27 protein-coding genes are annotated in these 22,035 nt (G+C 40.8%); 4 read left to right on the top strand and 23 right to left on the bottom strand.

Annotation, left to right across the window (positions count from 1 at the left end; translation table 11 throughout):
- From DCC39_RS19890 to DCC39_RS16330, 13 genes are all read right to left on the bottom strand, one after another.
- Positions 1–100 (bottom strand): CoA transferase (locus tag DCC39_RS19890; RefSeq protein WP_133243502.1); only part of this gene is annotated, 100 nt, incomplete at its 3' end.
- A 21-nt stretch (positions 101–121) separates the two neighbouring features.
- Positions 122–895 (bottom strand): enoyl-CoA hydratase/isomerase family protein, encoded by a 774-nt coding sequence (locus DCC39_RS16385; protein ID WP_165820914.1) that lies wholly within the window; start codon positions 893–895, stop codon positions 122–124.
- Positions 896–975: 80 nt separating this feature from the next.
- Positions 976–2,880, bottom strand: a complete 1,905-nt coding sequence (locus tag DCC39_RS16380) for a TRAP transporter permease (protein ID WP_116555982.1) — start codon at positions 2,878–2,880, stop codon at positions 976–978.
- Positions 2,881–3,024: 144 nt separating this feature from the next.
- A complete protein-coding gene (locus tag DCC39_RS16375; protein ID WP_116555981.1) occupies positions 3,025–4,254 on the bottom strand; it encodes a TAXI family TRAP transporter solute-binding subunit in 1,230 nt (409 codons plus the stop codon).
- A gap of 221 nt (positions 4,255–4,475) precedes the next feature.
- On the bottom strand, positions 4,476–5,168 hold the full coding sequence (locus tag DCC39_RS16370; protein WP_116555980.1) for an alpha/beta fold hydrolase: 693 nt from the start codon (positions 5,166–5,168) through the stop codon (positions 4,476–4,478).
- A gap of 122 nt (positions 5,169–5,290) precedes the next feature.
- Complete coding sequence (locus tag DCC39_RS16365) at positions 5,291–6,025, bottom strand: enoyl-CoA hydratase/isomerase family protein (RefSeq protein ID WP_116555979.1); 735 nt, start codon at positions 6,023–6,025, stop codon at positions 5,291–5,293.
- A gap of 27 nt (positions 6,026–6,052) precedes the next feature.
- The gene (locus tag DCC39_RS16360) at positions 6,053–7,279 is read right to left on the bottom strand and encodes a CaiB/BaiF CoA transferase family protein (protein ID WP_116555978.1); all 1,227 of its coding nucleotides are present in this window, start codon (positions 7,277–7,279) and stop codon (positions 6,053–6,055) included.
- Positions 7,280–7,292: 13 nt separating this feature from the next.
- Positions 7,293–7,670: a hypothetical protein gene (locus tag DCC39_RS16355; protein ID WP_116555977.1), complete on the bottom strand. Its 378-nt coding sequence runs from the start codon at positions 7,668–7,670 to the stop codon at positions 7,293–7,295.
- 145 nt (positions 7,671–7,815) lie between these two features.
- On the bottom strand, positions 7,816–8,982 hold the full coding sequence (locus DCC39_RS16350; protein WP_165820913.1) for an MFS transporter: 1,167 nt from the start codon (positions 8,980–8,982) through the stop codon (positions 7,816–7,818).
- Between the two features lie 31 nt (positions 8,983–9,013).
- Positions 9,014–9,727: an NAD-dependent deacylase gene (locus DCC39_RS16345; RefSeq protein ID WP_116555975.1), complete on the bottom strand. Its 714-nt coding sequence runs from the start codon at positions 9,725–9,727 to the stop codon at positions 9,014–9,016.
- 25 nt (positions 9,728–9,752) lie between these two features.
- Positions 9,753–10,151, bottom strand: coding sequence for a PaaI family thioesterase (locus DCC39_RS16340; RefSeq protein WP_116555974.1), 399 nt, complete (start codon positions 10,149–10,151; stop codon positions 9,753–9,755).
- Positions 10,152–10,267: 116 nt separating this feature from the next.
- A complete protein-coding gene (locus DCC39_RS16335) occupies positions 10,268–10,888 on the bottom strand; it encodes a histidine phosphatase family protein (protein WP_165820912.1) in 621 nt (206 codons plus the stop codon).
- Between the two features lie 210 nt (positions 10,889–11,098).
- On the bottom strand, positions 11,099–11,281 hold the full coding sequence (locus DCC39_RS16330; RefSeq protein WP_116555972.1) for a hypothetical protein: 183 nt from the start codon (positions 11,279–11,281) through the stop codon (positions 11,099–11,101).
- A gap of 228 nt (positions 11,282–11,509) precedes the next feature.
- On the opposite strand from DCC39_RS16330, the gene DCC39_RS16325 reads away from it, so the two are divergent.
- A complete protein-coding gene (locus DCC39_RS16325) occupies positions 11,510–12,694 on the top strand; it encodes a MalY/PatB family protein (RefSeq protein WP_116555971.1) in 1,185 nt (394 codons plus the stop codon).
- 203 nt (positions 12,695–12,897) lie between these two features.
- Here the strand turns inward: DCC39_RS16325 and DCC39_RS16320 are convergent, their stop codons facing one another.
- Positions 12,898–13,077, bottom strand: coding sequence for a hypothetical protein (locus DCC39_RS16320; protein ID WP_116555970.1), 180 nt, complete (start codon positions 13,075–13,077; stop codon positions 12,898–12,900).
- A 132-nt stretch (positions 13,078–13,209) separates the two neighbouring features.
- Entirely contained in the window at positions 13,210–13,404 is a 195-nt protein-coding gene (gene yppF, locus DCC39_RS16315) for a YppF family protein (protein WP_133243501.1), read from the bottom strand.
- Positions 13,405–13,638: 234 nt separating this feature from the next.
- Between yppF and DCC39_RS16310 the strand changes: the two genes are divergently transcribed.
- Positions 13,639–13,737, top strand: a complete 99-nt coding sequence (locus tag DCC39_RS16310; protein ID WP_116555968.1) for a YjcZ family sporulation protein — start codon at positions 13,639–13,641, stop codon at positions 13,735–13,737.
- A gap of 151 nt (positions 13,738–13,888) precedes the next feature.
- Here DCC39_RS16310 and DCC39_RS16305 read toward each other — a convergent pair whose 3' ends face one another.
- The 4 genes from DCC39_RS16305 to DCC39_RS16290 all read right to left on the bottom strand — a co-directional run bounded on the left by DCC39_RS16305 (position 13,889) and on the right by DCC39_RS16290 (position 17,227).
- On the bottom strand, positions 13,889–14,959 hold the full coding sequence (locus tag DCC39_RS16305; protein ID WP_116555967.1) for a D-alanine--D-alanine ligase: 1,071 nt from the start codon (positions 14,957–14,959) through the stop codon (positions 13,889–13,891).
- A gap of 114 nt (positions 14,960–15,073) precedes the next feature.
- Entirely contained in the window at positions 15,074–15,373 is a 300-nt protein-coding gene (locus tag DCC39_RS16300; RefSeq protein WP_116555966.1) for a hypothetical protein, read from the bottom strand.
- Positions 15,366–16,316: an alpha/beta hydrolase gene (locus DCC39_RS16295; protein ID WP_116555965.1), complete on the bottom strand. Its 951-nt coding sequence runs from the start codon at positions 16,314–16,316 to the stop codon at positions 15,366–15,368. Before DCC39_RS16295 ends, DCC39_RS16300 begins: the two co-directional genes overlap by 8 nt.
- 14 nt (positions 16,317–16,330) lie before the next feature.
- Complete coding sequence (locus DCC39_RS16290; RefSeq protein WP_116555964.1) at positions 16,331–17,227, bottom strand: cation diffusion facilitator family transporter; 897 nt, start codon at positions 17,225–17,227, stop codon at positions 16,331–16,333.
- Positions 17,228–17,544: 317 nt separating this feature from the next.
- Here DCC39_RS16290 and DCC39_RS16285 point away from each other — a divergent pair, with 317 nt between their 5' ends.
- A complete protein-coding gene (locus DCC39_RS16285) occupies positions 17,545–17,754 on the top strand; it encodes a hypothetical protein (RefSeq protein ID WP_240613679.1) in 210 nt (69 codons plus the stop codon).
- Positions 17,755–17,816: 62 nt separating this feature from the next.
- Positions 17,817–18,143, top strand: a complete 327-nt coding sequence (locus DCC39_RS16280; RefSeq protein ID WP_116555962.1) for a YnfA family protein — start codon at positions 17,817–17,819, stop codon at positions 18,141–18,143.
- Between the two features lie 160 nt (positions 18,144–18,303).
- Here DCC39_RS16280 and arsC read toward each other — a convergent pair whose 3' ends face one another.
- The 4 genes from arsC to DCC39_RS16260 all read right to left on the bottom strand — a co-directional run bounded on the left by arsC (position 18,304) and on the right by DCC39_RS16260 (position 21,972).
- Positions 18,304–18,705, bottom strand: coding sequence for an arsenate reductase (thioredoxin) (gene arsC, locus DCC39_RS16275; protein WP_116555961.1), 402 nt, complete (start codon positions 18,703–18,705; stop codon positions 18,304–18,306).
- Positions 18,706–18,720: 15 nt separating this feature from the next.
- Positions 18,721–20,016: an arsenic transporter gene (locus DCC39_RS16270; protein ID WP_116555960.1), complete on the bottom strand. Its 1,296-nt coding sequence runs from the start codon at positions 20,014–20,016 to the stop codon at positions 18,721–18,723.
- Positions 20,017–20,076: 60 nt separating this feature from the next.
- Positions 20,077–20,382: an arsenical resistance operon transcriptional regulator ArsR gene (gene arsR, locus DCC39_RS16265; RefSeq protein WP_205948535.1), complete on the bottom strand. Its 306-nt coding sequence runs from the start codon at positions 20,380–20,382 to the stop codon at positions 20,077–20,079.
- A gap of 207 nt (positions 20,383–20,589) precedes the next feature.
- A complete protein-coding gene (locus tag DCC39_RS16260) occupies positions 20,590–21,972 on the bottom strand; it encodes a glycine--tRNA ligase (RefSeq protein ID WP_116555984.1) in 1,383 nt (460 codons plus the stop codon).
- Between the last annotated feature and the right edge of the window lie 63 nt (positions 21,973–22,035).

Below are 22,035 nucleotides of genomic sequence, written 5' to 3'. Positions count from 1 at the left end.
GGTCGGCAAGGAGCATTCCGCAAAAAGGGCCAGCTGCAATTTGGCCCAGCTCAATCACTTTAATTCCAGTTAATGGGGCTTCATGAACAAAATGATTCATCGTCTACCTTCCTTTGTCTGTTCATTTCTTTTTCTTTAATTCTTCAATATATTGCGTTAATCTTTCATTAAAATTTCCTTGTTCAATGGAATAGCGCGCATACTCAATCGGTGTCTTTAATTGAGTTTTGTCTGCATCCGTTTCCAAAGAATCGCAAATTTCGCATATACCAGCGTATGTGTGGGCAGAAATACGGGTTAATTTTTTCATCCACTCAACAGCTGTATCCAAAATGAATTCATCTTCTGCAATGTCATGGACTAAGTGATATTGCAAAGCCGTATCCGCATCGATCAACTCATTTGTAAGGGCAATTTTGCGCGCAAGTGATGCACCAGCCTCATTAACTAGCCTGTGCGTCCCTAAAATAACGCCAAACTGGGGACCCGGGAAGCGAAAACGGGTAGAACGGCCGGCGACTCGTATATCGCAAGCCAAAGCCAGATCTGCACCCGCTCCAAATGCGTAGCCATTCACTGCAGCAACTGTCGGGCACGGAAAATGAGAGATCTCTTCAAAAGTTACCGCTAATTCAGCAAAAAAGGCAGCCGCTTCTACATTAGACAAGCTTTGCACATACGCGACATCAATCCCCGCACAAAAAGCTTTCGTGATAGCACTTTTAATTATTAATCCGCCTAAATTCTTTTTCGATGAAATCTTTTTCAACTCATATCTCAATTCAGCGAGTAAACTTTTGTTTATTGCATTAAGCTGCTTTGAACGATTTAAAGTTAGGACAAAGATTGTCCCGTTTTCACCGTATTCTTGTATGATTATGCTAGATTCTTCCATGTTCCTATCCTCCATTTAAACGCGTAAATTTATTTTATAATACTTTCTGTTAACGGAGCATTTTTTCCTTTTAAAATCGTTTAAGCACTTACACTAAATTGGCTTTTTTTCTTTCGCATAAAATACCATCCATATACAATCGCCATTAGGATGAGTCCGATAATATCCGTCAGCAACTGCGGGAAAAATGCAAGCAAACCTGCAACACCAATGATGATGCGTACAAACACATTTGTTAACGCCCCGATCCCAAGCAGATGCCCTTCTAACGCTGAAGAAAGCCACCATACCCCTAATACCGCAAATATAAATGTAATAATAATCTCAAATGGTTCCGCTCGACCTATTAATGCCGGGTTATAAACGAAAAAGAGCGGGACGATATATTTAACAGCTCCGAGCCGCATTGCCGTAAACCCGGTTCGAATCGGGTCTGCCTTTGCGATGCCTGAGGCAGCGTATGCTGCCAAAGCAACAGGAGGCGTGATATAAGAAACTGTCGCCCAATAAATGACGAACAAATGAGATGCGACCGGATCAAATCCGAGGCGAACTAACGCCGGAGCCATAATCATAGCTAAAAAGATATAAACCGCCGAAACGGTCATTCCCATCCCGAGAATGAAACTAGTTACTGCGCCTGCAAGCAAAATTAAAAGCGCACTCCCCCCTGCTGCAGCGATCAATTCCCTTGAAAAGGCGAATGCAACACCAGTGATTGAAAGCGCCCCGACGATAAACCCAACCGCAGCCAGAATCGTTGTAATTTCAGCCATTAGCTTTCCGCCGTCAAGAATTAAGTGCTGTGCCTTTTTAAAATTAAACCTTGTTTCCTTGCGAAAAAATGCGCCCAAAATTAAAAACAGAGATACATAGTATGGAGCTTGTGCTTCGTTTTTTGTGACGAAGATTAAATAAACTAGCAAAAGGGTCGCTATAATGTAAACCCAGCTCTCTTTCACCGTTTTCCAAAAAGATGGTAGTTCGTTTTTGGGTATCCCAATCAACTTATTTTTCGCCGCATAGCCGTCCACTTGTACGAGTATGCCCAAAAAATACAGCATAGCAGGAATCGCAGCTGCTAGTGCAATTTCTGCATAAGGTATCGCCAAAAAGGATGCCATAATAAATGCAGCCGATCCCATAATTGGAGGGGTAATCGTACCACCCGTTGAAGCTGTTGCCTCAACACCTGCCGCATAATGATTTTTATAGCCTGACTTTTTCATCGCCGGTATTGTCATGGATCCGGTCGTCACAACATTGGAAACAGCACTTCCGCTCAGCATGCCGAAAAAGGCGCTTCCAATAACAGCTACTTTGGCCGTTCCCCCTCGCTGGCGTCCAAACAACGATTGCGCTAGTTTAAAGAAGAAATCTCCTCCGCCTGTATTGACGAGTACAGCTCCAAATATTAAAAATCCGATCAACAAGTTCCCTAGAGTTTTCATCGGTACACCTAACACGGAGTTAAGGCTCATAATATGGCTTGTGGCTGTTGTTTTAAAATCAAGAGGGATACCTTGAAGAAACGAGATTGGCATATGTCCTGTAATCATTGGGAATAGCGAAAAAAACAGACAAACAAGCATTAAAACGAGGCCAGCAACCCGACGAACTCCTTCTAAGATGACGATCCAGAGAAGAAAGCTTGCGATTGTTGCCAATGTAGGAGCAGTCGTATCCCAGCCCATTAAAACAATGCGATTACCGTTCACTGCCAAATAGAGAAAAGAGATCAATGCTACGATGAATAATATGGCATCATACCACTGTACCTTTTGAATTTGCCCACTCTTTTTGGCTGGCCACAATAGAAAAGCAAGCGGCACGAAACAAGCAAGCAAATAATAAAGATAGGCTTCAAAAATTGGATTAAATCCAAATAATTTTAAATAAAACAGCTGATTTATTGATAGTAAAACAGCTGCAAGGATTAAAATTACCGAAACAGTAGCCCAAAACCTCCCTAAGCGCTCGATCATCGTTTACCTCCTCGTTTCGCGGGTTAGAATATGGTATTTCGAAAGGTGATTCTCCTAAAACGAATGGGTTTGCCATCATTTTAGGAGAACTAATACTAAGAAAAAATTATTTATTTTGTAAGCGCTTAATACTAATCCGAGGCCTTACTTTCCATCTACCAATTCTGCTTTTCTTTCAAGCCAGTATTCTGTGAATTCTGCTTCACTCAATCCTTTTTCACTTGCCTCTTCCGTTACTGTCCCCCAAGCTTCTTTAAGCTTCTCCCGGCGTTCATGCAGTTCATCGTTTTTCTTATCAAATTCTTCATTCCACATTCCCTTTTCCTTGAAGAACCTGACACCGCCTTCATGGATCGGGACACCTAAAGGCTCTGGAACTGCTTTTTCATAATGCCATACAATCATATCAGCAGAAGCATCCTTAAATACGTCATACGTTTCATCCATCGCCTTCAGCCAACTGTACACCATATCCGGATCAGCATCCCCATAAACAGCAGGCGCATAGGTCGTATAGCCAAGGAAGGTTACAGGCTCCCCTGGCGTCAGTGCCCCGCCAAGATCCCAATCTTCAGCTGTTGCAAATGGGTAAATATCCTTTAGCTTTTGCAAGTCTTCATCATTTTTCAAATGAGCTAAATCCAACCAGCGAACGCCATGCAATTCATCAGCTTCGCTTACCGTTGCAGCAGATGGAACGATAAAGGATACATCAATCTGCCCCTGCGCCATCATTGTCGGCTGTTCGGCATAAGATGATACTTCAACAACTTCAACATCATCAAGCGATAAACCGACAGAAGCAAGCAATGCCTCATTTTTAATATTAACCGACGGGTTACCGATAATATGCGGGATTTTCTTACCCTTTAAATCGGCAAGTGTTTTATACTCTGAATCCTCCATAACGAGTGCACCGTAATGGTTTAGAATTGGATAAATATATTGAATATCCTGGGGTCCCCACTGCGGCACGGCGAATTCTTCAATCCCTTCGAATGCGAAATATGCTTCATCACCGACACGGCCTCCAAGATGCGCCGTTCCATCTTTTAACGGCTGCAAGCGGCCAATTCCTGAAGCCGAAGGAATCATTCGAATTTGTGTCCCGTATTTTTTAGCTACAGCATCTGAAATAGCAGTTAATTGGGTATAGCCGGATGAACCGACATCATAGGTTGTCATTACTAGCTTATCCGGCAAATTTACTTCACTGGTCGCTTCACTTGATTCGTTTTGCCCTTCATTATTCTGTGACTCACCGGCTTCTGCTTCATCTTCCGTTTGGCCTGTTGTCTCCCCTGAACCACTGCAAGCAACAAGGAGTGCAAATAAACTTGACATGATAAGTAAAAGCCATAATTTCTTTTTCATACGTCCCCCTCTTTTCGAGAAATGTAATGAACTGCTTAAATAAAATGATAATTGCTACCGTAGGCCTTCATAGGAAGCTAGACTTCAATTTTCGATTCACCTCCATTTAAAAGCCCTATAAAATAATTATAAAATATTTAAATTAATTAGAATATTTACTTTTCAATTTGATTGATAGATGGGAACTATCAATCAAATTATTTTTTGCGCTTAAATACCAATTACTGGAAGGAATCCCTGAATGTTATAATCGCTTGATTGAATTTTTCAGGCTGTTCCAACATGACATAGTGTCCTGCATCAGGAATAACGACAGTTTGAATTTTTGGATTAAGTGATGTGAGCTTTTCCTCTGCGTCTTTTGGGATAAGCCGATCTTCTGTACCATATACAGCCAGGATTGGTTTCTTTAATGATTGCACAGCTTCTTCTCCTTTTATGTACTGATCGCACGCTTCGAGATCATTTTTTCGTACACTGACAGGATTAATTTTGAGTTCTTCTCTTTCTTCATCAATCAGCTCTTTGGGCGTTTGCCTTGAATACGAAGCATAGAAGAATTTTTCCGGAAAGGAACCTTTAGCCAATTCATCCAGCACCATGGGATTAACCGGCAAGCGATAATGGCTTCCGGCAAGAACTAAGCCCTTCACTTTATCATGGTTGGAGGCCAATTCAATTCCGATAAGCCCTCCCATGGAATGGCCGACAACAATGACATCTTCATCAATTCTCTCGGCCACCCAATCGGCATACTCTTCAATAGTCGATTTTAAACCTTCTCTGTTTTCCCCGTGGCCAGGCAAGTCTACAAATTTTGCTGAATGTTCAAGTCCTTTCTGTCCACGCCACTTGGTGAAAGAGCCACCGGCTCCATGAATAAATAAAAACGTAGGTCTGATCGCCTTTTCCAATTGTCATTCTCCTCTCATCAGATAGGTTTTCTAAACAATCTTACCATAATCTTTCATATCGAACCGAAAGAACAAAGAGAACCCACCCTGCAACCAAACAGAGTGAGCCTTCCTTTTCCGGCCTATTTTCCTGTAAAATGAGGCGATCTCTTTTCTGAAAAAGCAGCAAATCCTTCCGACCTGTCTTTGCTTTCAGTAAGCTGGCCAATGATTCTGTTTCCAATCCCTGCCTTCTCCATTAAGCTTGTATCTCTGGCAAATTTTTTCAGCGCTTGAACGACTAACGGGGCATTGTTTGCGATTTTCCGAGCCATATTCAACGCTTCATCCATTAGTTGCTCTTTTGGAACAATATGGTTGACAAGTCCAACTTCGTAAGCCCGTTTTGCTGAAATTCCTTCGCCAACCAACAGCATCTCCAAAGCAATTCCTTGCGGAATGACATTGGCAAGAAGCGAACCAACGCCCCCTGTATAGCCAATTTTAGCTTCAGGGTAGATAAATTGGGCATCCTCTGTACAAATTCGGATATCCGACATAAAAGCAACGACTAGCCCAATTCCAATGCAATAGCCATTTAGCGCCGCGATGATAGGTTTTGTAACCTCCGCACCAGTTCCAGGTATAGCAGGCGATACCGGGGTAAAGTCATTAATGTCAAGCCCCGCGCTAAAGTGTTTCCCTTCACCTGTTATAATCGCAACCCTTGCTTCATCATCCTGTTCGAATTGAACCCATGCATGATGAAGATCCTTAACTAATTTTCGGTTGAATGCATTCAACTTCTCTGGGCGCTGCAACGTAATCTTGGCAATATGCTCCGCTCTTTCATAGCTTACTAGGTTGTTGGCTGTCATTATCAAACTCCCCTTTGAATACGTTTTTTAAATAATTTTTTGTTCTTTCAGCCGTTCGTACTCTGCTTTATCTAGCTCAAGAAGCTCAAGAAAAACTTTGTCATTATCCTGCCCTAACTTTTTGCCGGCCCAAGCTACTTTTCCGGGTGTACGAGAAAATTTCGGTACAACCCCTGGCACGTGAATTTCCCCTAATTCAGGATCTTCAACTTTTATAATATTTTCTCGGGCAGCGATATGAGGATCATTAAAAATATCTTCAATGTTATTAACAAATGTAGCCGGTACACTTGCCTTTTCAAGAATTAAAAGAACTTCTTCACCCGGAAGGCTCCTCACCCATTCCGCAACAATGCCATTTATTTTTTTTGAATGTTTTGCCCGTTCTCGAGCTGTACTAAAACGCGGATCCTCAGTCAAATGTGCCTGGCCCATTGCTTTTGCCAGTCGCCTGAACGCATTGTCTAAACCTGCATGAATAATGACATACCTTCCATCCTCCGCTTCAAATGTTTCAGCAGGCGCAAGCGAGAGATGGCCATTTCCAATCCGTTCACGAACTTCTCCGTACAATCCATAAATCGGAACGATATCTTCCGTCACACGAAAAGGAGCTTCATATAGTGCAAGATCAATCACTTGACCCTTGCCTGAGCCAACTACATCACGGTGGTAGACAGCCATTAATGCCGATAAGGCATTAAATGTCGCTGTCATATAATCAGCTACGGAAATGCCCATTTTTACAGGAATATGATCAGGCTGTCCTGTTATATAATTTAATCCGCTGAATCCAAGCGCAATGCGGTCCAGCCCCGGCTTATTTTTATAGGGGCCCGTTTGGCCAAAACCTGACACCCGGACCATGATTAGCCGTGGATTAATTTCTGATAAATGTTCATAGCCAAGATTCCACTTTTCCAGTGTTCCCGGGGAAAAATTCTCAATCAAAATATCCGCCCATTCCACAAGTCTTTTGATTAATTTCTGCCCGTCCTCTTGGCGCATATCGAGCGTGATTGTATGTTTGTTTCTTGCTCCGTCCGACCAGGCAAGCGAACTCCCGCTTGGGGTAGCCTTTCCGTATGAACGAATAGAATCGCCAACGCCCGGTAATTCAACTTTAATCACAGTCGCACCAAAGTCTGCAAGCAATCCCGCTCCAAATGGCCCAGCAATCAAAGTTCCGATATCCAATACTTTCAAACCATTTAAAGGACCAAAACCGGAATCCAGCATTTCACTTGTCCCCACGTATTTGACCCCCTCATTTAGCTGGTGGATTACTAGGTTCAATTTCTTCGTCAGGAAGCGATTCTTGCAAATTCAGCTTGCCTTTTTGCAATTGTGCTTGAAACTCGGCAAACGTCGTACCTGGCTCCAACCTATAAAAGTGTAATTGTTCTTCCTGTGCTTTTTCATAAGACAATTCACAAAGCGTACTCGGTGGGGCACATAAAGTTTCAACACCTTGCTTAAGCATCCAAGTAATGGCGGCGCCTCTTCTCCCCTCCTTCAGCCCCATTGCAGGGTTTGTGAAATCTTCGCTTTCTTCTGTTACCGTGTTGTAAATACGCGCAATTGATCCTTCGATAATTGGAACGATTGTTTCCTTGTCCTGTGACATTACCATGCCAATGATCATCGTTACAACCTCCTTTACCTACAAGTATAAAATATTCCCACCTATCAGAAAATTCATTATTTAATCCTATTGATAAGTTCTATCTATCAGTCCTGTCAGCATCGATCACAAAAAAGCGGTGTTAAGCCACCGCTTCTTAAAAGTACTATGTCCCTTTTTCTAACAACTCTTCATTAATTCTTGTTTTCGTTGATCCGATAAGAATGAGCGCACCAGTAATATAAAACACACTTGCCATCCCAAACGCATGCGCCACGACCCCAAAGACAAATGGAGCGGTCGTTTGTGTGAATCGATTGACAGTTAACCGGAAACCCAATCCTTCAGCTACCCTGTCTTTTGGCAAAGAATTCAATGTGGTAGATATTGATAAAGGCTGGCCGATTCCAAGTCCCATCCCTAAAAGAAACGATAAGCATCCGAGAATCACCTCATGATGGAAAAATGGCAAACTTACAAATAACAAACCGGCAGTGAAAACAGAAATAACGATCACATTACTTTTTCCAATCCATTCGATCAACTGCGGCATGAACCAACGAATCAAAATCCCCGCCAAAGCATTGATCGATACAATGACGCCAATGCTGGAGCTGCTCAAGCCAAACTCCAATGCCAACAAAGGAAAATAAGCTGTAAACATGTCTTTCCCCAATAAAATCAGCGAGCTAATCAAAAACGCTCGTCTCACATTTGAAATTTTTAATAAACGAAAAGTTGATGACAAGTTTCCCAATGGAGGCCTCTTTTTTGCCGGTTGAACGTCTTCAAATTCTGTTAATAAAAGAGCCAACAATGCGGAGAAAATGCTGACAGCCCCAAGAATGAAAAAGGTTAACGATGATGAAAACCAATCAGCAAGATATCCTCCGGACAGCGGCCCGATAAAGCTCCCAATTGCAGTACCTATGCTGAATTTCATTATATTCTGTTCTCGTTTTGATGGTTTTGATGAATGGCCAGCATAGCTTTGGGCCGCAACGACGAAAAAGGTCATTGTTATTCCGGCAATGATTTGAGAAGCAATGATCCCTGCAAAATTAGTAGCTATGAACGGAAGCATCAGTGACAGCGAGCCAATGATTGAACTCCATATGAGCGGCTTTTTAACTCCGATACGGTCGATTACTTTCCCGATATGAACAGCCAAAAACAAAGACAGCAATGGATACATCGAAACAACGATGCCGATTTCTATAGAGCTGACACCCAATTCCTTCGTATACAAAGGGACAAGAGGGCGTGTCCCCATCATTCCAACCATAAAAAAAGCAGCAATGATTCCCAGTAAGTTATAATCCTTTTCTTCCAATTGAATCATCGCCTTTCAATATTTAAAAAATTTAATTTAATTCTTCGTCAACCTCTTGCAGCACTTCACCAATTTTTCGATCGTGAATCACGAGATCAGCCATGTCATCATAGTCGGTTTCTTCCATATTGACTATGACAAGTTTCGCTCCATTCTCTTTTGCTTCCACAGGAAAAAAGTTCGCGGGCGAAACCGTAAGCGAGGAGCCGAGCACGATGAACAGATCCGCCTTTCCCGTTTCGACTTCCGCCTGCTCGACCGCACCATACGGAAGCATTTCACCGAAGAGCACGACAGAAGGGCGCAAGAAACCGCTGCATTCACAAGTATGATTGCCCTCTGCAAAAACTCGGCTTGGATAACTTCTTCCACATTTGTGGCAGTGGACGGTTCGCAACGTGCCATGAAGCTCTATAACATTTTCACTTCCTGCTTGATGGTGGAATCCGTCTACGTTTTGCGTAATAATCGCTTGAACGAGCCCCATTTTTTCCCACTTTGCTAATAGCTCATGGCCAGCATGAGGCTTGTAATCTTGAACAGACTGCAGACGTTTCTGATAAAATGTTAAAAATTCTTCCCGGTTCCTTTCAAGCGCGTCAATGCTGGCGAGTCTCGTGGGATCGACTTTATTCCATAATCCTGTTCTAGCAGAACGAAAATCAGGAAGTCCGCTTTCCGTAGACATTCCCGCGCCAGTAAAAACGACGGTGTGCGTTGATTCTCTAAGCCACTGCGCTAGCATTATCAAGTCCTCCTATATTTTTTGATTATTCTTTTTTAAACATATAAAACGTTGCAACTACGAAGCAAACTTGCTTTCCGCTATCATCAAACACTTCTGCCTGGCAATGGCTTAGTGTTCTTCCTCGTTTTATCACTTTTCCCTTCGCTTCCAGAAAATCACCCGCCGCCGGCCTTAAATAATTGACCTTTATTTCTGCGGTAACGGTAAATTCCTTTTCCTCAACAAGTGTATTCACGGCGGCTGCCATCGACATGTCTGCAAGCGTCGCAAGAACACCGCCGTGCACATTGCCATGGAATTGTGTCTGTCGCGTTTTTACAGGCATATGAAGGGTGACTTCGCCATCCACCGCTTCAATAACTTTTACTCCCAGGTCTTTCCATATGTATCCTTGAATCATTTCTTCTACTCTTTCGTACATAAGGTTTCTCTCCTTCTTCTATAAATGGTTTTATCTCTCCATCTGACGTAATCATCTGTTGCCTCTTCGAATTCCTCAGTCCGGCTTCCGGCCCCATGATTCCCCGGCTGCCGTTTTCACACTTCCGGAACAAAAATTTTCTCATCATGGTATTCGCCGTCAATTTCCCCAATTAGCGTGACGGAAGCATTTTCGACAGGTTTAAAATCCGTCATTCTTTCCACTGTCCAATTCATTAAAACGCCTTTAATCATTTCGAGTAAAGCGGCATGGGTGACAACGACTACATTCTCATATTTTTTCTGCTGTTCAAGCCTTTGAATAACTGTACTTACAAACAATGTTGCGCGCAAATAAACATCTGCCATTGATTCTCCATGATGGTAACGGAAATAAAAAGAGCCGGCGGCTTTAAATTCTTTTTTCAAAGCCGGCGGGCGATTGTTAAAATCGTATAAATTGCCAAGCTCCCATTCTCTAATTAAAGGATTTTCATAAAAAGGAATGGTTTGCGGCAATTTTGAATAAATCGCTTGCGCCGTTTCCATTGTTCTTAAATAAGGGGAAACATAAAAGACTGTTTTTTCATTTAGCTTGTCCTTCATAAATTCCCCAGTCAATTCAGCTTGCTCTCTCCCTTTTGAAGTCAATGCATGTTTCGAATCATGCGTATGTGCCATCAGATGCCGATCGACATTATGTTCAGATTCCCCGTGACGAATTAAAAAGATTTTCATACGTATCCCCATCCCCTACAAATCTATAAATTTTGTCAATTCAACCTATTCCATTATACTTGAAATAAGCATAAAGAAAAACGCCAATGCGTTTTAGTTAGATGTCGGAGCCCAAATTGGTGTAAATTTGCGAAAGAACAAATTTTCTTCTTTAAAGTAAAAAACTCGGCCTTTGAATTGACCGAGGTAAAATCATAATGATCTCTCTCTTTATAGCGTGGTTCGACTTCTAAATAATTGTAGAAACGCCTGCACGATAATAACAATTGCAAAGAGAACAATGACTACTAATGCAACTGGAGCTAAAATGGGTTCTAAGAATGGAATGAATGGCGCAATATAATGAAGCGCGAAACCTGCAAGAATCGCTAACAAATAAGGCAGTAAATTCATTTTCAGAGAACCTCCTTACTTCTATTCTCCTTTCCATAATATGGTGTGTCTTTGAAAAGGTACGCCCTTTTTTTTCAAAAGACTGCTATTAAAATCTTTAGTTCCTTCTATATATATTCTTTGTTGAAGCCTTTCTTGAATCCAGTTGCTTCTTTTGACGAACCCTCTTGAAAAGATTAAGATTAAACGAGTAGCTTGCTTTATATTTTTAGATGGAGGTATACATAGATGGCATATCATTTTGATAAAGTAATCGACAGACACAATACAAACTCCTTGAAATGGGATGCATTGAAGGAACGTTTCGGAGATGCTGATTTGCTTCCGATGTGGGTTGCGGATATGGATTTCCCCGCACCTGGCGAAGTGATTGAAGCATTGAAAAAAGTGGCGGATCACGGGATTTTCGGCTATACCATCAGGCCTGATTCCTTTTACCAATCGCTGATAAACTGGCTTGAACGCAGACATCATTGGAAAGTTGAAAAAGAGTGGATCAATATTTGCCCAGGGGTCGTACCGGCGTTAAGCTTAATCGTTCAAGCATTTACAAAACCCGGCGACCAAATTGTCATTCAATCACCTGTCTATCATCCCTTTTTTTCTGTAGCCCAACAAAAAGGCCGGGAATTGGTTGACAACACATTGCTCTTTGATGGAAAAAGGTATGAAATTGATTTTGAAGACTTGGAAAAGAAACTGAGCGATGAGCGCTGTAAAATGCTTCTTTTTTGCAGTCCCCACAATCCCGTCGGACGTGTTTGGACAAAGGATGAACTCACAAAAGTAGGCAATCTTTGCTTAAAACATAACGTTCTCATGTTATCAGATGAGATCCATTTTGATTTAATTTTCAAAGGGCATAAACATACGCCATTTGCTTCCATTTCAAAAGAGTTCGCCGACATTTCAATTACTTGTGTAGCTCCAAGCAAAACGTTCAATCTTGCCGGCTTGCAGTCATCAGCGATCATTATTCCTAACAAAAAATTAAATGAAACGTATCAAAAATCGCTTGACATCGAAGACGGCAATATGTCAAATTCGTTTGCGATTGCTGCGTTTGAAGCAGCGTATAACAATGGTGAGCAATGGCTTGAGGAACTATTAACCTATTTAGAAAAAAATCTGGATTTCGTTAACAAATTCTTTAAAGAAGAAATACCCAACGCTTCCGTTGTTCAACCTGAAGGGACATATCTTGTGTGGATTGATTGCCGAAAACTTGGTTTAAGCGCAAAAGAACTTGAGCGTTTATTGCTGAAGGAAGCAAAAGTTGCTTTAAATCAAGGGTATATATTCGGTAAATCTGGAGAAGGTTTTATCAGATTAAATATCGCTTGCCCTAAATCTATACTTGAAGAGGGATTAAACCGAATAAAAGCAACGGTTAACAAACACATATCGAAATAAGAAAAACGCTTACGCGTCTTTCTTATAGAAGCCAGAGGTCAGAAGCCGGATTGGTATAAATTTGCGAAAGAGCAAATTTATACTTTCTTATCTTTTGAAGAAAAAACGCTTACGCGTTCATTCTTGCCTTTTAAAGCGCAAAAATACCCGAATCTTCCATAAAGTGATTCGGGTATTTCTAATCAGTAGTTAAAATAAATTGCCTATTCATTAAAATCAAGAAGATCCTCCAGGCTGGTGAACACACGGTATGGTGATGCATTATTTTCCATCTCTTCTATCGAACGAAAAACTTCAATTTGGATCTCATCGCTGCCGGCTGCACCGCCTACTGTTGTTCTGTAAACAAATGCACCGTCCTGCAGAGTTCCTCTTCGTTTCATTTTTCCACCTGCCTTCATTCTTTTTTCTTATTATATAAAAAATTCCGGTATGTTGCACCAACTTTTTAAATGCTCGATAACTCTCCTCACAGTACTAAAAAAGCCTGCTAATTAGCAGACTTTTAAAAGGCTTTAAACTGATACTTGCTTTTCAAAGTAATATTCTGGCTTTTCAGCACCAAGCTTATCTATTTCTCGGAATAATGTACGATACTCTTGAATTGGAATGGTCCCATGGATATACAACTGTTGGATAAAATCGAGCAAACCATCAACATTCGAAGGCTCATTCTTACGTTCCACATACCATTGTATTAATTCTCCCATTTTCAAAAGAATCCCCCCTAATTATGAAAGCGCTTTAGTAAATAATAACATAAAAAATAAGCTTTTGCCTATTTTAGAAAATTTAAACTTCAGACAAATTTTTACATTTTTTATCCATTTTTCCCGCACAAATCAAACTAAATGTAAGTATTTCAAAAAAATAATGCAGGTGCCTTTCCAACTTTTTCTTCCTTACATAAGATAGAGTGATTCATCGATTTGGAGGTGAAATGAATGAGCTACGGTGGAGGCTACGGCGCAGGTGCAGGATTTGCTTTGATCGTCGTGTTGTTCATCCTTCTTATTATCGTTGGAGCTGCTTACGTCTACTAATTTAGACGTGAGAGGTGAGAAGTTGGAAAGTGAAAACACTGCCTTTCAAAGCATGTAGGCAGTGTTTTCTTTATTTGAAATCGGTTTTTTCAGCGATTTCTACGGGGCTGGCATCTGACTTCTGTTTAATAAAAATGCGCATGCATTTTAATTAAAACATCGTATGTTTGATTTGTTGTTTTTCTTGATGGCGCTCGACCGCCAATTGAACAAGTTTCTCGATTAACTGGGGATAGTCTATGCCTGAATGCTTCCATAACAATGGATACATACTGAATGGGGTGAAACCAGGCATCGTATTGATTTCATTAATCAGTACTTCATCGTTTTTCGTTACAAAAAAGTCGGCTCGAACAAGCCCGTTGCCACCAACTGCTTTAAAAGCTTTTATTGCCATTTCTTTAAGCTTTTCATAAACAGCTTCTGATATTTCGGCTGGTATGATTAGTGCTGTATTCCCATCTTCATATTTCGCTTGATAATCGTAAAATTCCTTTTCCGGAATAATTTCCCCGGCAACTGAACAGCTTGGATTTTCATTTCCAAGAACAGCAATTTCAATTTCTCGGCCAACGATGCCTTCTTCAACGATAACTTTCTGGTCATATTCGAAAGCAAGTTCAAAAGCGTCTCTGAGCTCTTCAATGGTCTCACATTTGCTTATCCCGACACTGGAGCCAAGATTAGCCGGCTTGACAAAACAAGGAAAGCCCAATGATTGTTCGACTGTTCTGCATATCTTTTCAAAATTTTCTTGCCAATCTTTTTTCATAAAAAATTGATAGTTTGGCTGATTCAAGTTGTATTCAGCAAAAATTTGTTTCATAAAAACCTTATCCATGCTGATGGCAGATGCTGCGACGCCATTGCCAACATAAGCAACATTAAGCAGTTCAAGCAGCCCCTGAACGGTTCCATCTTCCCCGTTCGGTCCGTGAAGTAGCGGAAAAACAACTTCTCCTTCAGATATCGTTGAAAAAAATTGAGATGGAAAAACATCGTTTATTCCATTTTCCTCAAATACTAATTCCTTCACATCGGTAAAAGCGTGCGACAACTTCGCGCCTTGAATCCATTTTCCTTCTAACGTGATGTAGACAGGCAACACTTCAAATTTTTCAAAATCAAGCGCGTTTATGACAGATAATGCTGTTTGAAGCGACACATCATGCTCCGCAGATTTTCCCCCGTATAAAAGACGAAGGATTGTTTTATTACTCATCGTAAACCCCCTAAGATTCGAAAACTACATTCAAACAATTAAAATTGTATCATGATTCAACGTACATCACTATAGCAGTATTATATTCTTTCATGGGCGAATGTTGAATTTTGTTTAAGGTTTGTTTATAAGTTCCTCAATTAAAACTTGTTTTTTTAACATTAGTTCGTTTTTATCTGAGTCATAGTAATAGATATTCAATTCCCCGTTCTCATCCCATGAAGCATCATTAGATAGAATACCAAAATAACCATTTTCAAGTGGGACCATATTATGAAAATAAGACGGGGGAATCAAATCATCGTAATTATCTTCTAACACTATTTCTCGATTCGATACAAAAAGCACTAGTATAATCGCTATTACAATCAATGTAATACGTATCCGTCGAAGCTCTTTCGAGTATTCATCCAATTCGGTTCACCTGCTTTTCCAGCCAAGTTACAATGATTTCGACCAGTTCGGGGTTAAGTGGCTTTTTTAAAGATCTCTTGTATGCCTTCTTCAAAGTCGCCATATTTGCGGGTTCATCTTGTTTTCGAAGCATATGGTTCATATTTTTAATCACATAATATTCGCTTTTGCCGCTTACTCCTTCTGCTAATAATTTTGCATGTTCAGGCAAGACTTGGACATCTTTTGACCCAGTTATTGCCAAAACAGGACACGTAATTTCTTCGAGATCATCCACAACATTGTATGCAAAATGCTCCCTCATCCATTTCGCGGGCAGTTTTTGCCCTTTTATTCGAATGACAGGAGCATCTGACTCATCCAGCCGTTTAAATAAGGTGGCCTGCTGCTTCGCGATTTTTTCAGGAATGTTTAGTAAGCGGAAGAGAAAACCTTGAAATCCTGTTGCCTTTTTCATATCATTTGCTACGTCTTTCCCTTGCCTTATCAACGTTGTCTTTAACGACTCGGCGGCGCCTGATACGAAAATAATCCCGCTAGCCTGCACCCTTTTTTGAAGGGCGGCAGCAATCATACACCCTTCACTATGGCCAAGTACAAAAACGTTTTCCGGATCAATTTTCGGATGCGTTTTTAAAAATTTAAGAGCTGCTTTGGCGTCTGATACCAAATCCCAAAAACCCGCTTCATAATAATCTCCTTTGCTTTTTCCAATTCCGCGTTTGTCATAGCGAAGCGAGGCAAACCCCCGTAAAGAAAGTTGCTCTGATAGCAGCTTAAAAGCATTGATTTTCCCCACTTTTGCATTTTCATCCCGGTCAAGCGGCCCTGAACCATGCAAAAACAAAACAGCTGGTGCCGGTGAATTTTCTTGTCCTTCCGGCAAAGCAAGCGTTCCTTGTAAGTCGACATCACTTTGAAACGTTACAACAATCTCAGCCATAATGACCCCCCTATTTACTTTTTTACCTTTGGACGATGAAGCCTCCGCTCATGTTCAGGTTCAATATGAATAAAAACGGTAGCAGAGTGAAGTTCTTTTTGAATATCTCTTTCTATTCGGTCACATAACTCGTGAGCTGTTTCCACATCCATATGTGACGGCAATACGAGGTGAAAATCAATGTATTCCTCTGGGCCTGATCTTCTCGATCTAAGATCATGATACTCAATAAATTCATCTTCATATGCCGTTATCACATTATGGATTTTCATTTCTTCTTCTTTCGTTAAACGTGTATCAAGCAAAGGCAAAAATGATTCTTTCCCAAGGGTAAACGCTTCTTTCATAATATAAATCGCAATTGCGATTCCAATCAACGGATCAAGCATATGAAAGCCAGTTAAGCTAACAAGCAACAAACTTACAGCAACCCCGATCGATGTGTAGACATCGGTGAGAAGATGCAGGGCATTTGAACTCATGGCAACTGAGCGATGTTTTTTTCCAACCTTCTGCACTTTTTTTCCAACGAAGATATTAATAACTGCACCTAGAACCATGACCAATATCCCAAGGAACGGCAGTTTTATCGGTGTAGGATTAAATAATTTCGTTACCGATTCATAAATAATCCAAATGCCAGCCACGAATATCAATAGGGTTTCAATCGTTCCCGAAACATTTTCAAATTTCCCGTGTCCATATGGATGCTCCTTATCGGGCGGCCTTGCCGATATTCTTATCGAAAAGAAGGCAATGATAGATGCCATCAGATCAAGTGAAGTATGGATCGCTTCAGAAATCACCGCAACAGATCCTGTAATGATTCCGACAACTAATTTCATTAAAAAAACAAATCCATTGCTTATAATTGATAAAGCCGCAATTTTTGCAGGGCGTTCGGGTGTCATATGCATTCACCTCTACTACACAGAGACTCAAATTCTCATTCTCCATCTATCTTATCCAATGAAATCAAGTGGGTCTAGAGAAACAAAGTTGGCTTAGGTAAAATACAGAATGAGTTGGACAAAATCTCTTCTTAAGTATGCCCGCTTCAAGAGAAAACAAAATATTGTACAAATCAAAACGCCCTTAATCTCAAACTAAAGCACCTTTAGCGAAATAATCATAAACTCTCTGGTAAATGATTTTTATACAATTCTAATGCATCAGTATGCTCCTAAAAATGATAAAATAAGACAAAAAGGAAGAATGCTAATTGGTCATGCTGGCGAGTATGTCACCAAAGGCCATTGCTGAAGTTTGGGAAGCTACAGGAGATATTCTTAATAAACACAATATTCCACATACAAGAAAGACTTTAGGAGCATTGCTCGAAGAGGAACATCTTCATTCGCTTCTTCAAAAATTGAATGCAGCTGTTGGAAGTTCTACTTGCAACCCGTATAGAATGCGGCTGACAAATGCCAACTAAAAATTGAGTAGGTTATTCCTTATAAAAGATCATGTTGGTTAGCTATTTAGGAGTGGTATTAAATGATATATGCGTTCGCGCTATTTATTTTTGCGGGACTTGCCGAAATTGGTGGAGGCTATCTGATATGGCTGTGGTTAAGAGAAGGTAAGCCTATTTATTGGGGTGTTTTCGGAGGAATAGCCTTGGCTTTGTACGGTGTTATTGCTACATTTCAAACATTCCCATCATTTGGCAGAGTGTATGCTGCATACGGAGGAGTATTTGTCATTCTTTCTGTTCTATGGGGATGGGGAATTGATAAAAAAACACCAGATTTATACGATTGGGTAGGTGCTGGCATATGTTTAGTTGGTGTCTCAGTTATGTTGTTTGCACCTCGCAATTAAATAATCTAATTCATCAAGTAAGCTGATATTTCCTAATCTATGGAGCAATCGGCTTCTTTTGATGCATGCGGAGCATTAACTTTCTAGATATCTATATCATGTAAATTTGCTAATCCCTGTTTCTTTCTTTATTTCCGCAAGGCTATAAAAAATAAGCGGCCTATTCACCCGTTTCAGCAAAACGTTTAATTCTGTCTCCAATTTCATCACGGACACGCTGAAATTCAGACCAATCTTTTCCGGCCGGGTCATCAAATCCCCAGTGTTCACGCTTTACGTGCGGTGATGTCATCGGGCATTTGTCAGCCGCATCGCCGCATAATGTAACGACTAAATCTGCATTGTTTAAAATTTCAGGATCAATAATATCGGATGTTTGATTTGATATATCAATACCAGCTTCTTTCATTGCTTTGACTGCATTTGGATTCAGTCCATGTGCCTCAATCCCGGCACTATGCACTTCCCGCTCATCACCTAAATATTTTTTCGCCCATCCTTCTGCCATCTGGCTTCTGCAAGAGTTTCCTGTACATAAGAAATAAATTGTTTTTTTAGCCATAACGTACGTCTCCTTTTAGTAAAGTAATAATGCTGCATAAAGACCTAATAAGGTGATAAACAGAATCGGAATCGTTAAGACAATCCCTGTTTTAAAATAGGTTCCCCATGAGATTTTTACTCCTTTTTGCGATAAAACATGGAGCCATACTAAGGTGGCCAAGGAGCCGATTGGGGTAATTTTTGGACCTAAATCAGAGCCAATGACATTGGCATAAATAAGCGCCTCCCTGATGGTGCCGGATGTATTGGTTTCGGCAATCGCCAATGCATCGATCATAACCGTTGGCATATTATTCATCAAGGAGGATAAGAAAGCCGCAATATATCCCATGCCAATCGTTGCCACAAACAAGCCTTGATCAGCCGTTGCTTGAATAAAGCTAGCTAACGAGTGCGTCAGCCAGGCGTTTCCCAAACCATACACGACAACATACATCCCAATTGAGAAAAATACGATATTCCACGGAGCGCCTTTTATCACTGATTTCGTGTTAACCGCATGACTTCTGCGCGCCATGAATAAAAAGAAAATGGCAATCACCCCTGCCACAATCGAAACAGGGAGTTGAATGAATTCACTTGAAAAATAGCCAATCAATAGGATTCCAAGAACATACCAGGAAAGGCTAAACATTTTCTCATCCCTAATAGCCTCTACTGGCTGCTTTAATTTAGACAAATCATACGTTTTTGGGATGCTTTTTCTAAAATAAATCAATAAGACCGTGATGGTCGCGATCAGTGAAAAAAGGTTGGGCAGAATCATTCTGGAAGCATATTCTGCGAATCCAATGTCAAAGAAATCGGCAGATACAATGTTTACTAAGTTACTTACCACGAATGGCAGCGACGTTGTATCGGCAATAAATCCACTCGCCATAATGAACGGGAAGATCATTTTTTCCTTGAAATTCAAATTACGAACCATAGCGAGTACAATGGGAGTCAAAATAAGAGCTGCTCCGTCATTCGCAAATAGTGCGGCGACGATTGCTCCTAAAATACTGACATAAACGAACATTTTGATTCCGTTGCCTTTTGCCGCCCTTGCCATATGCAAGGCAGCCCATTCAAATAATCCAATTTCATCTAATATTAAAGAGATCAGGATAATAGCAACAAACGATAATGTTGCGTTCCATGTAATGTCTATTACTGCAAAGATATCATTAAATCCAACAACTCCAATCAAAAGGGCAAGGAGCGCTCCACCACAGGCGGACCAGCCGATGTTCAGACCTTTCGGCTGCCATATAACCAAAATGAGTGTTGCTAAAAAAATGGCTGATGCTAATATTGCGGTTGTCACTGTCTAACCTCCATTAGTTGCAAGTTAAATCAAAAAAAATTGATGCATAGCATAAAAAAATTAGCAGCAGCTTCCTTTACCTGTTTTTCTAAAAATGCAGCATAATTCTTCCGAGAGCAAATTATTTACTTCTGAATCATTTAAATCATAATAACTCCATGTGCCCTTTATTTCTTTTGTAATCAGCTCTGCATCTAATAAAATCTTTAAGTGATAAGAAAGTTTAGATTGCGGCATTTCAAATACCTCTGTTAGATCACACACACATGTTTTACCTCTTTGGCAAAGCTCATACATAATTTCCAAACGCTTCTGATCCGCCAAAGCTTTAAACTTTTTTTCATATGGCTCAAACCGTTTTGGCATTTCAGTCATGATCTTATTTCCTTTCATCAACTTTTTTTAATGTTTATTTTGATGTTTATAATATACAAAATTATCCATGAGATGCGCAACTAATAAATCAATTTTTTTTGATTAATTATCCGTTATCAATGATACTAATCGTTCCTTTTCCACGCAATATGGAAAAAGCCAGCTCTCCAAGGAAAACTGGCTGGTTATGCCTTTTAATTAAAATTGAATTTTTTCTTCAAGGAAGTTTCTTAATTCAGAGATTGGCATCCGCGTTTGTTCCATTGTGTCACGATCACGAACAGTTACTTGTTTATCTTCCACCGAGTCAAAATCATATGTGATACAAAATGGTGTTCCGATTTCATCATGGCGGCGATAACGTTTCCCGATAGAACCCGTTTCATCGTAATCCACCATAAAATGCTTGGACAGCTCTGCGAAAACTTCCTTGGCACCTTCAGATAATTTTTTGGAAAGCGGGAAAATCGCTGCTTTATACGGTGCCAGCGCTGGATGGAAACGCATGACGTTCCGTGTTGTGCCATCTTCAAGCTTTTCTTCTTCATAGGCATCTGTAAGAAAAGCTAAGACTACCCTGTCCGTACCAAGTGATGGCTCAATGCAATAAGGGATATAGCGCTCATTCGTTTCTTGATCGATATAGTTAAAATCTTCGCCCGAATGATCCATATGCTGCTTTAAGTCGTAATCTGTACGTGATGCAATGCCCCACAGTTCGCCCCAGCCGAACGGGAACTTGAATTCAAGGTCTGTCGTTTCATCACTGTAGTGGGAAAGTTCATCTTCGGTATGGTCACGGAGGCGGACATTTTCTTCCGTCAAGCCGAGGTTAAGCAGCCATTTATGGCAGAACTCTTTCCAATATGCGAACCATTCTTTCTCTTCGCCGGGCTTGCAGAAAAATTCAAGCTCCATTTGTTCAAATTCTCTTGTGCGGAATGTGAAATTCCCTGGCGTAATTTCATTTCGAAAACTTTTTCCAATTTGCGCGATGCCAAATGGAAGTTTTTTCCTCATCGTTCGTTGGACGTTTTTAAAGTTAACGAAAATACCTTGCGCTGTTTCCGGGCGTAAATAAATTTCGTTTGCGCTTGATTCTGTAACGCCTTGATGGGTTTTAAACATTAAATTGAACTGGCGGATATCCGTGAAATCCTGTGCTCCGCATTCTGGGCAGACGATGTTATGCTCTTTCATCAATTCTTCCATCTTGCTGAAAGGCAGCCCGTCAACGACAAGGTCAATGCCTTTCTCTTCGAGCTTCTCTTCAATTAACTTGTCAGCACGATGCCTTGCTTTACACGCTTTACAGTCAACCATCGGATCGTTGAAGTTGCCAAGATGTCCGGAAGCTTCCCATGTTTTCGGGTTCATCAAAATTGCTGCGTCCAGTCCGACATTGTACGGCGATTCCTGTACGAACTTCTGCCACCAAGCTTTTTTAACATTGTTTTTCAGTTCTACACCGAGCGGGCCGTAATCCCAAGTGTTCGCCAAACCTCCGTAAATCTCCGATCCCGGAAAAACAAAACCCCGGTGCTTGGCATGTGCTACAATATCATCCATTGATTTTGTCATGTTTATATCCATTCCTTTCGCTTCGCTCAAGGCACAAAACGCTATGAAACAATTGTGCCTCGA

The sequence above is a fragment of the Pueribacillus theae genome, assembly GCF_003097615.1.
Classification (GTDB): domain Bacteria; phylum Bacillota; class Bacilli; order Bacillales; family UBA6769; genus Pueribacillus; species Pueribacillus theae.
The sequence above is the reverse complement of the archived record's forward strand: the minus strand, read 5'-3'. Positions and strand labels throughout refer to the sequence as shown.

What these genes read in the sequence shown, in the direction of transcription:
- DCC39_RS16385 (WP_165820914.1), bottom strand. Translation starts at nt 895, where the DNA reads ATGGAAGAATCTAGCATAATCATACAAGAATACGGTGAAAACGGGACA.
- DCC39_RS16380 (WP_116555982.1), bottom strand. Translation starts at nt 2,880, where the DNA reads ATGATCGAGCGCTTAGGGAGGTTTTGGGCTACTGTTTCGGTAATTTTA.
- DCC39_RS16375 (WP_116555981.1), bottom strand. Translation starts at nt 4,254, where the DNA reads ATGAAAAAGAAATTATGGCTTTTACTTATCATGTCAAGTTTATTTGCA.
- DCC39_RS16365 (WP_116555979.1), bottom strand. Translation starts at nt 6,025, where the DNA reads ATGACAGCCAACAACCTAGTAAGCTATGAAAGAGCGGAGCATATTGCC.
- DCC39_RS16355 (WP_116555977.1), bottom strand. Translation starts at nt 7,670, where the DNA reads ATGATCATTGGCATGGTAATGTCACAGGACAAGGAAACAATCGTTCCA.
- DCC39_RS16345 (WP_116555975.1), bottom strand. Translation starts at nt 9,727, where the DNA reads ATGCTAGCGCAGTGGCTTAGAGAATCAACGCACACCGTCGTTTTTACT.
- DCC39_RS16340 (WP_116555974.1), bottom strand. Translation starts at nt 10,151, where the DNA reads ATGTACGAAAGAGTAGAAGAAATGATTCAAGGATACATATGGAAAGAC.
- DCC39_RS16335 (WP_165820912.1), bottom strand. Translation starts at nt 10,888, where the DNA reads ATGAAAATCTTTTTAATTCGTCACGGGGAATCTGAACATAATGTCGAT.
- DCC39_RS16330 (WP_116555972.1), bottom strand. Translation starts at nt 11,281, where the DNA reads ATGAATTTACTGCCTTATTTGTTAGCGATTCTTGCAGGTTTCGCGCTT.
- DCC39_RS16325 (WP_116555971.1), top strand. Translation starts at nt 11,510, where the DNA reads ATGGCATATCATTTTGATAAAGTAATCGACAGACACAATACAAACTCC.
- DCC39_RS16320 (WP_116555970.1), bottom strand. Translation starts at nt 13,077, where the DNA reads ATGAAACGAAGAGGAACTCTGCAGGACGGTGCATTTGTTTACAGAACA.
- yppF (WP_133243501.1), bottom strand. Translation starts at nt 13,404, where the DNA reads ATGGGAGAATTAATACAATGGTATGTGGAACGTAAGAATGAGCCTTCG.
- DCC39_RS16310 (WP_116555968.1), top strand. Translation starts at nt 13,639, where the DNA reads ATGAGCTACGGTGGAGGCTACGGCGCAGGTGCAGGATTTGCTTTGATC.
- DCC39_RS16305 (WP_116555967.1), bottom strand. Translation starts at nt 14,959, where the DNA reads ATGAGTAATAAAACAATCCTTCGTCTTTTATACGGGGGAAAATCTGCG.
- DCC39_RS16295 (WP_116555965.1), bottom strand. Translation starts at nt 16,316, where the DNA reads ATGGCTGAGATTGTTGTAACGTTTCAAAGTGATGTCGACTTACAAGGA.
- DCC39_RS16290 (WP_116555964.1), bottom strand. Translation starts at nt 17,227, where the DNA reads ATGACACCCGAACGCCCTGCAAAAATTGCGGCTTTATCAATTATAAGC.
- DCC39_RS16285 (WP_240613679.1), top strand. Translation starts at nt 17,545, where the DNA reads ATGCTGGCGAGTATGTCACCAAAGGCCATTGCTGAAGTTTGGGAAGCT.
- DCC39_RS16280 (WP_116555962.1), top strand. Translation starts at nt 17,817, where the DNA reads ATGATATATGCGTTCGCGCTATTTATTTTTGCGGGACTTGCCGAAATT.
- arsC (WP_116555961.1), bottom strand. Translation starts at nt 18,705, where the DNA reads ATGGCTAAAAAAACAATTTATTTCTTATGTACAGGAAACTCTTGCAGA.
- arsR (WP_205948535.1), bottom strand. Translation starts at nt 20,382, where the DNA reads ATGCCAAAACGGTTTGAGCCATATGAAAAAAAGTTTAAAGCTTTGGCG.
- DCC39_RS16260 (WP_116555984.1), bottom strand. Translation starts at nt 21,972, where the DNA reads ATGACAAAATCAATGGATGATATTGTAGCACATGCCAAGCACCGGGGT.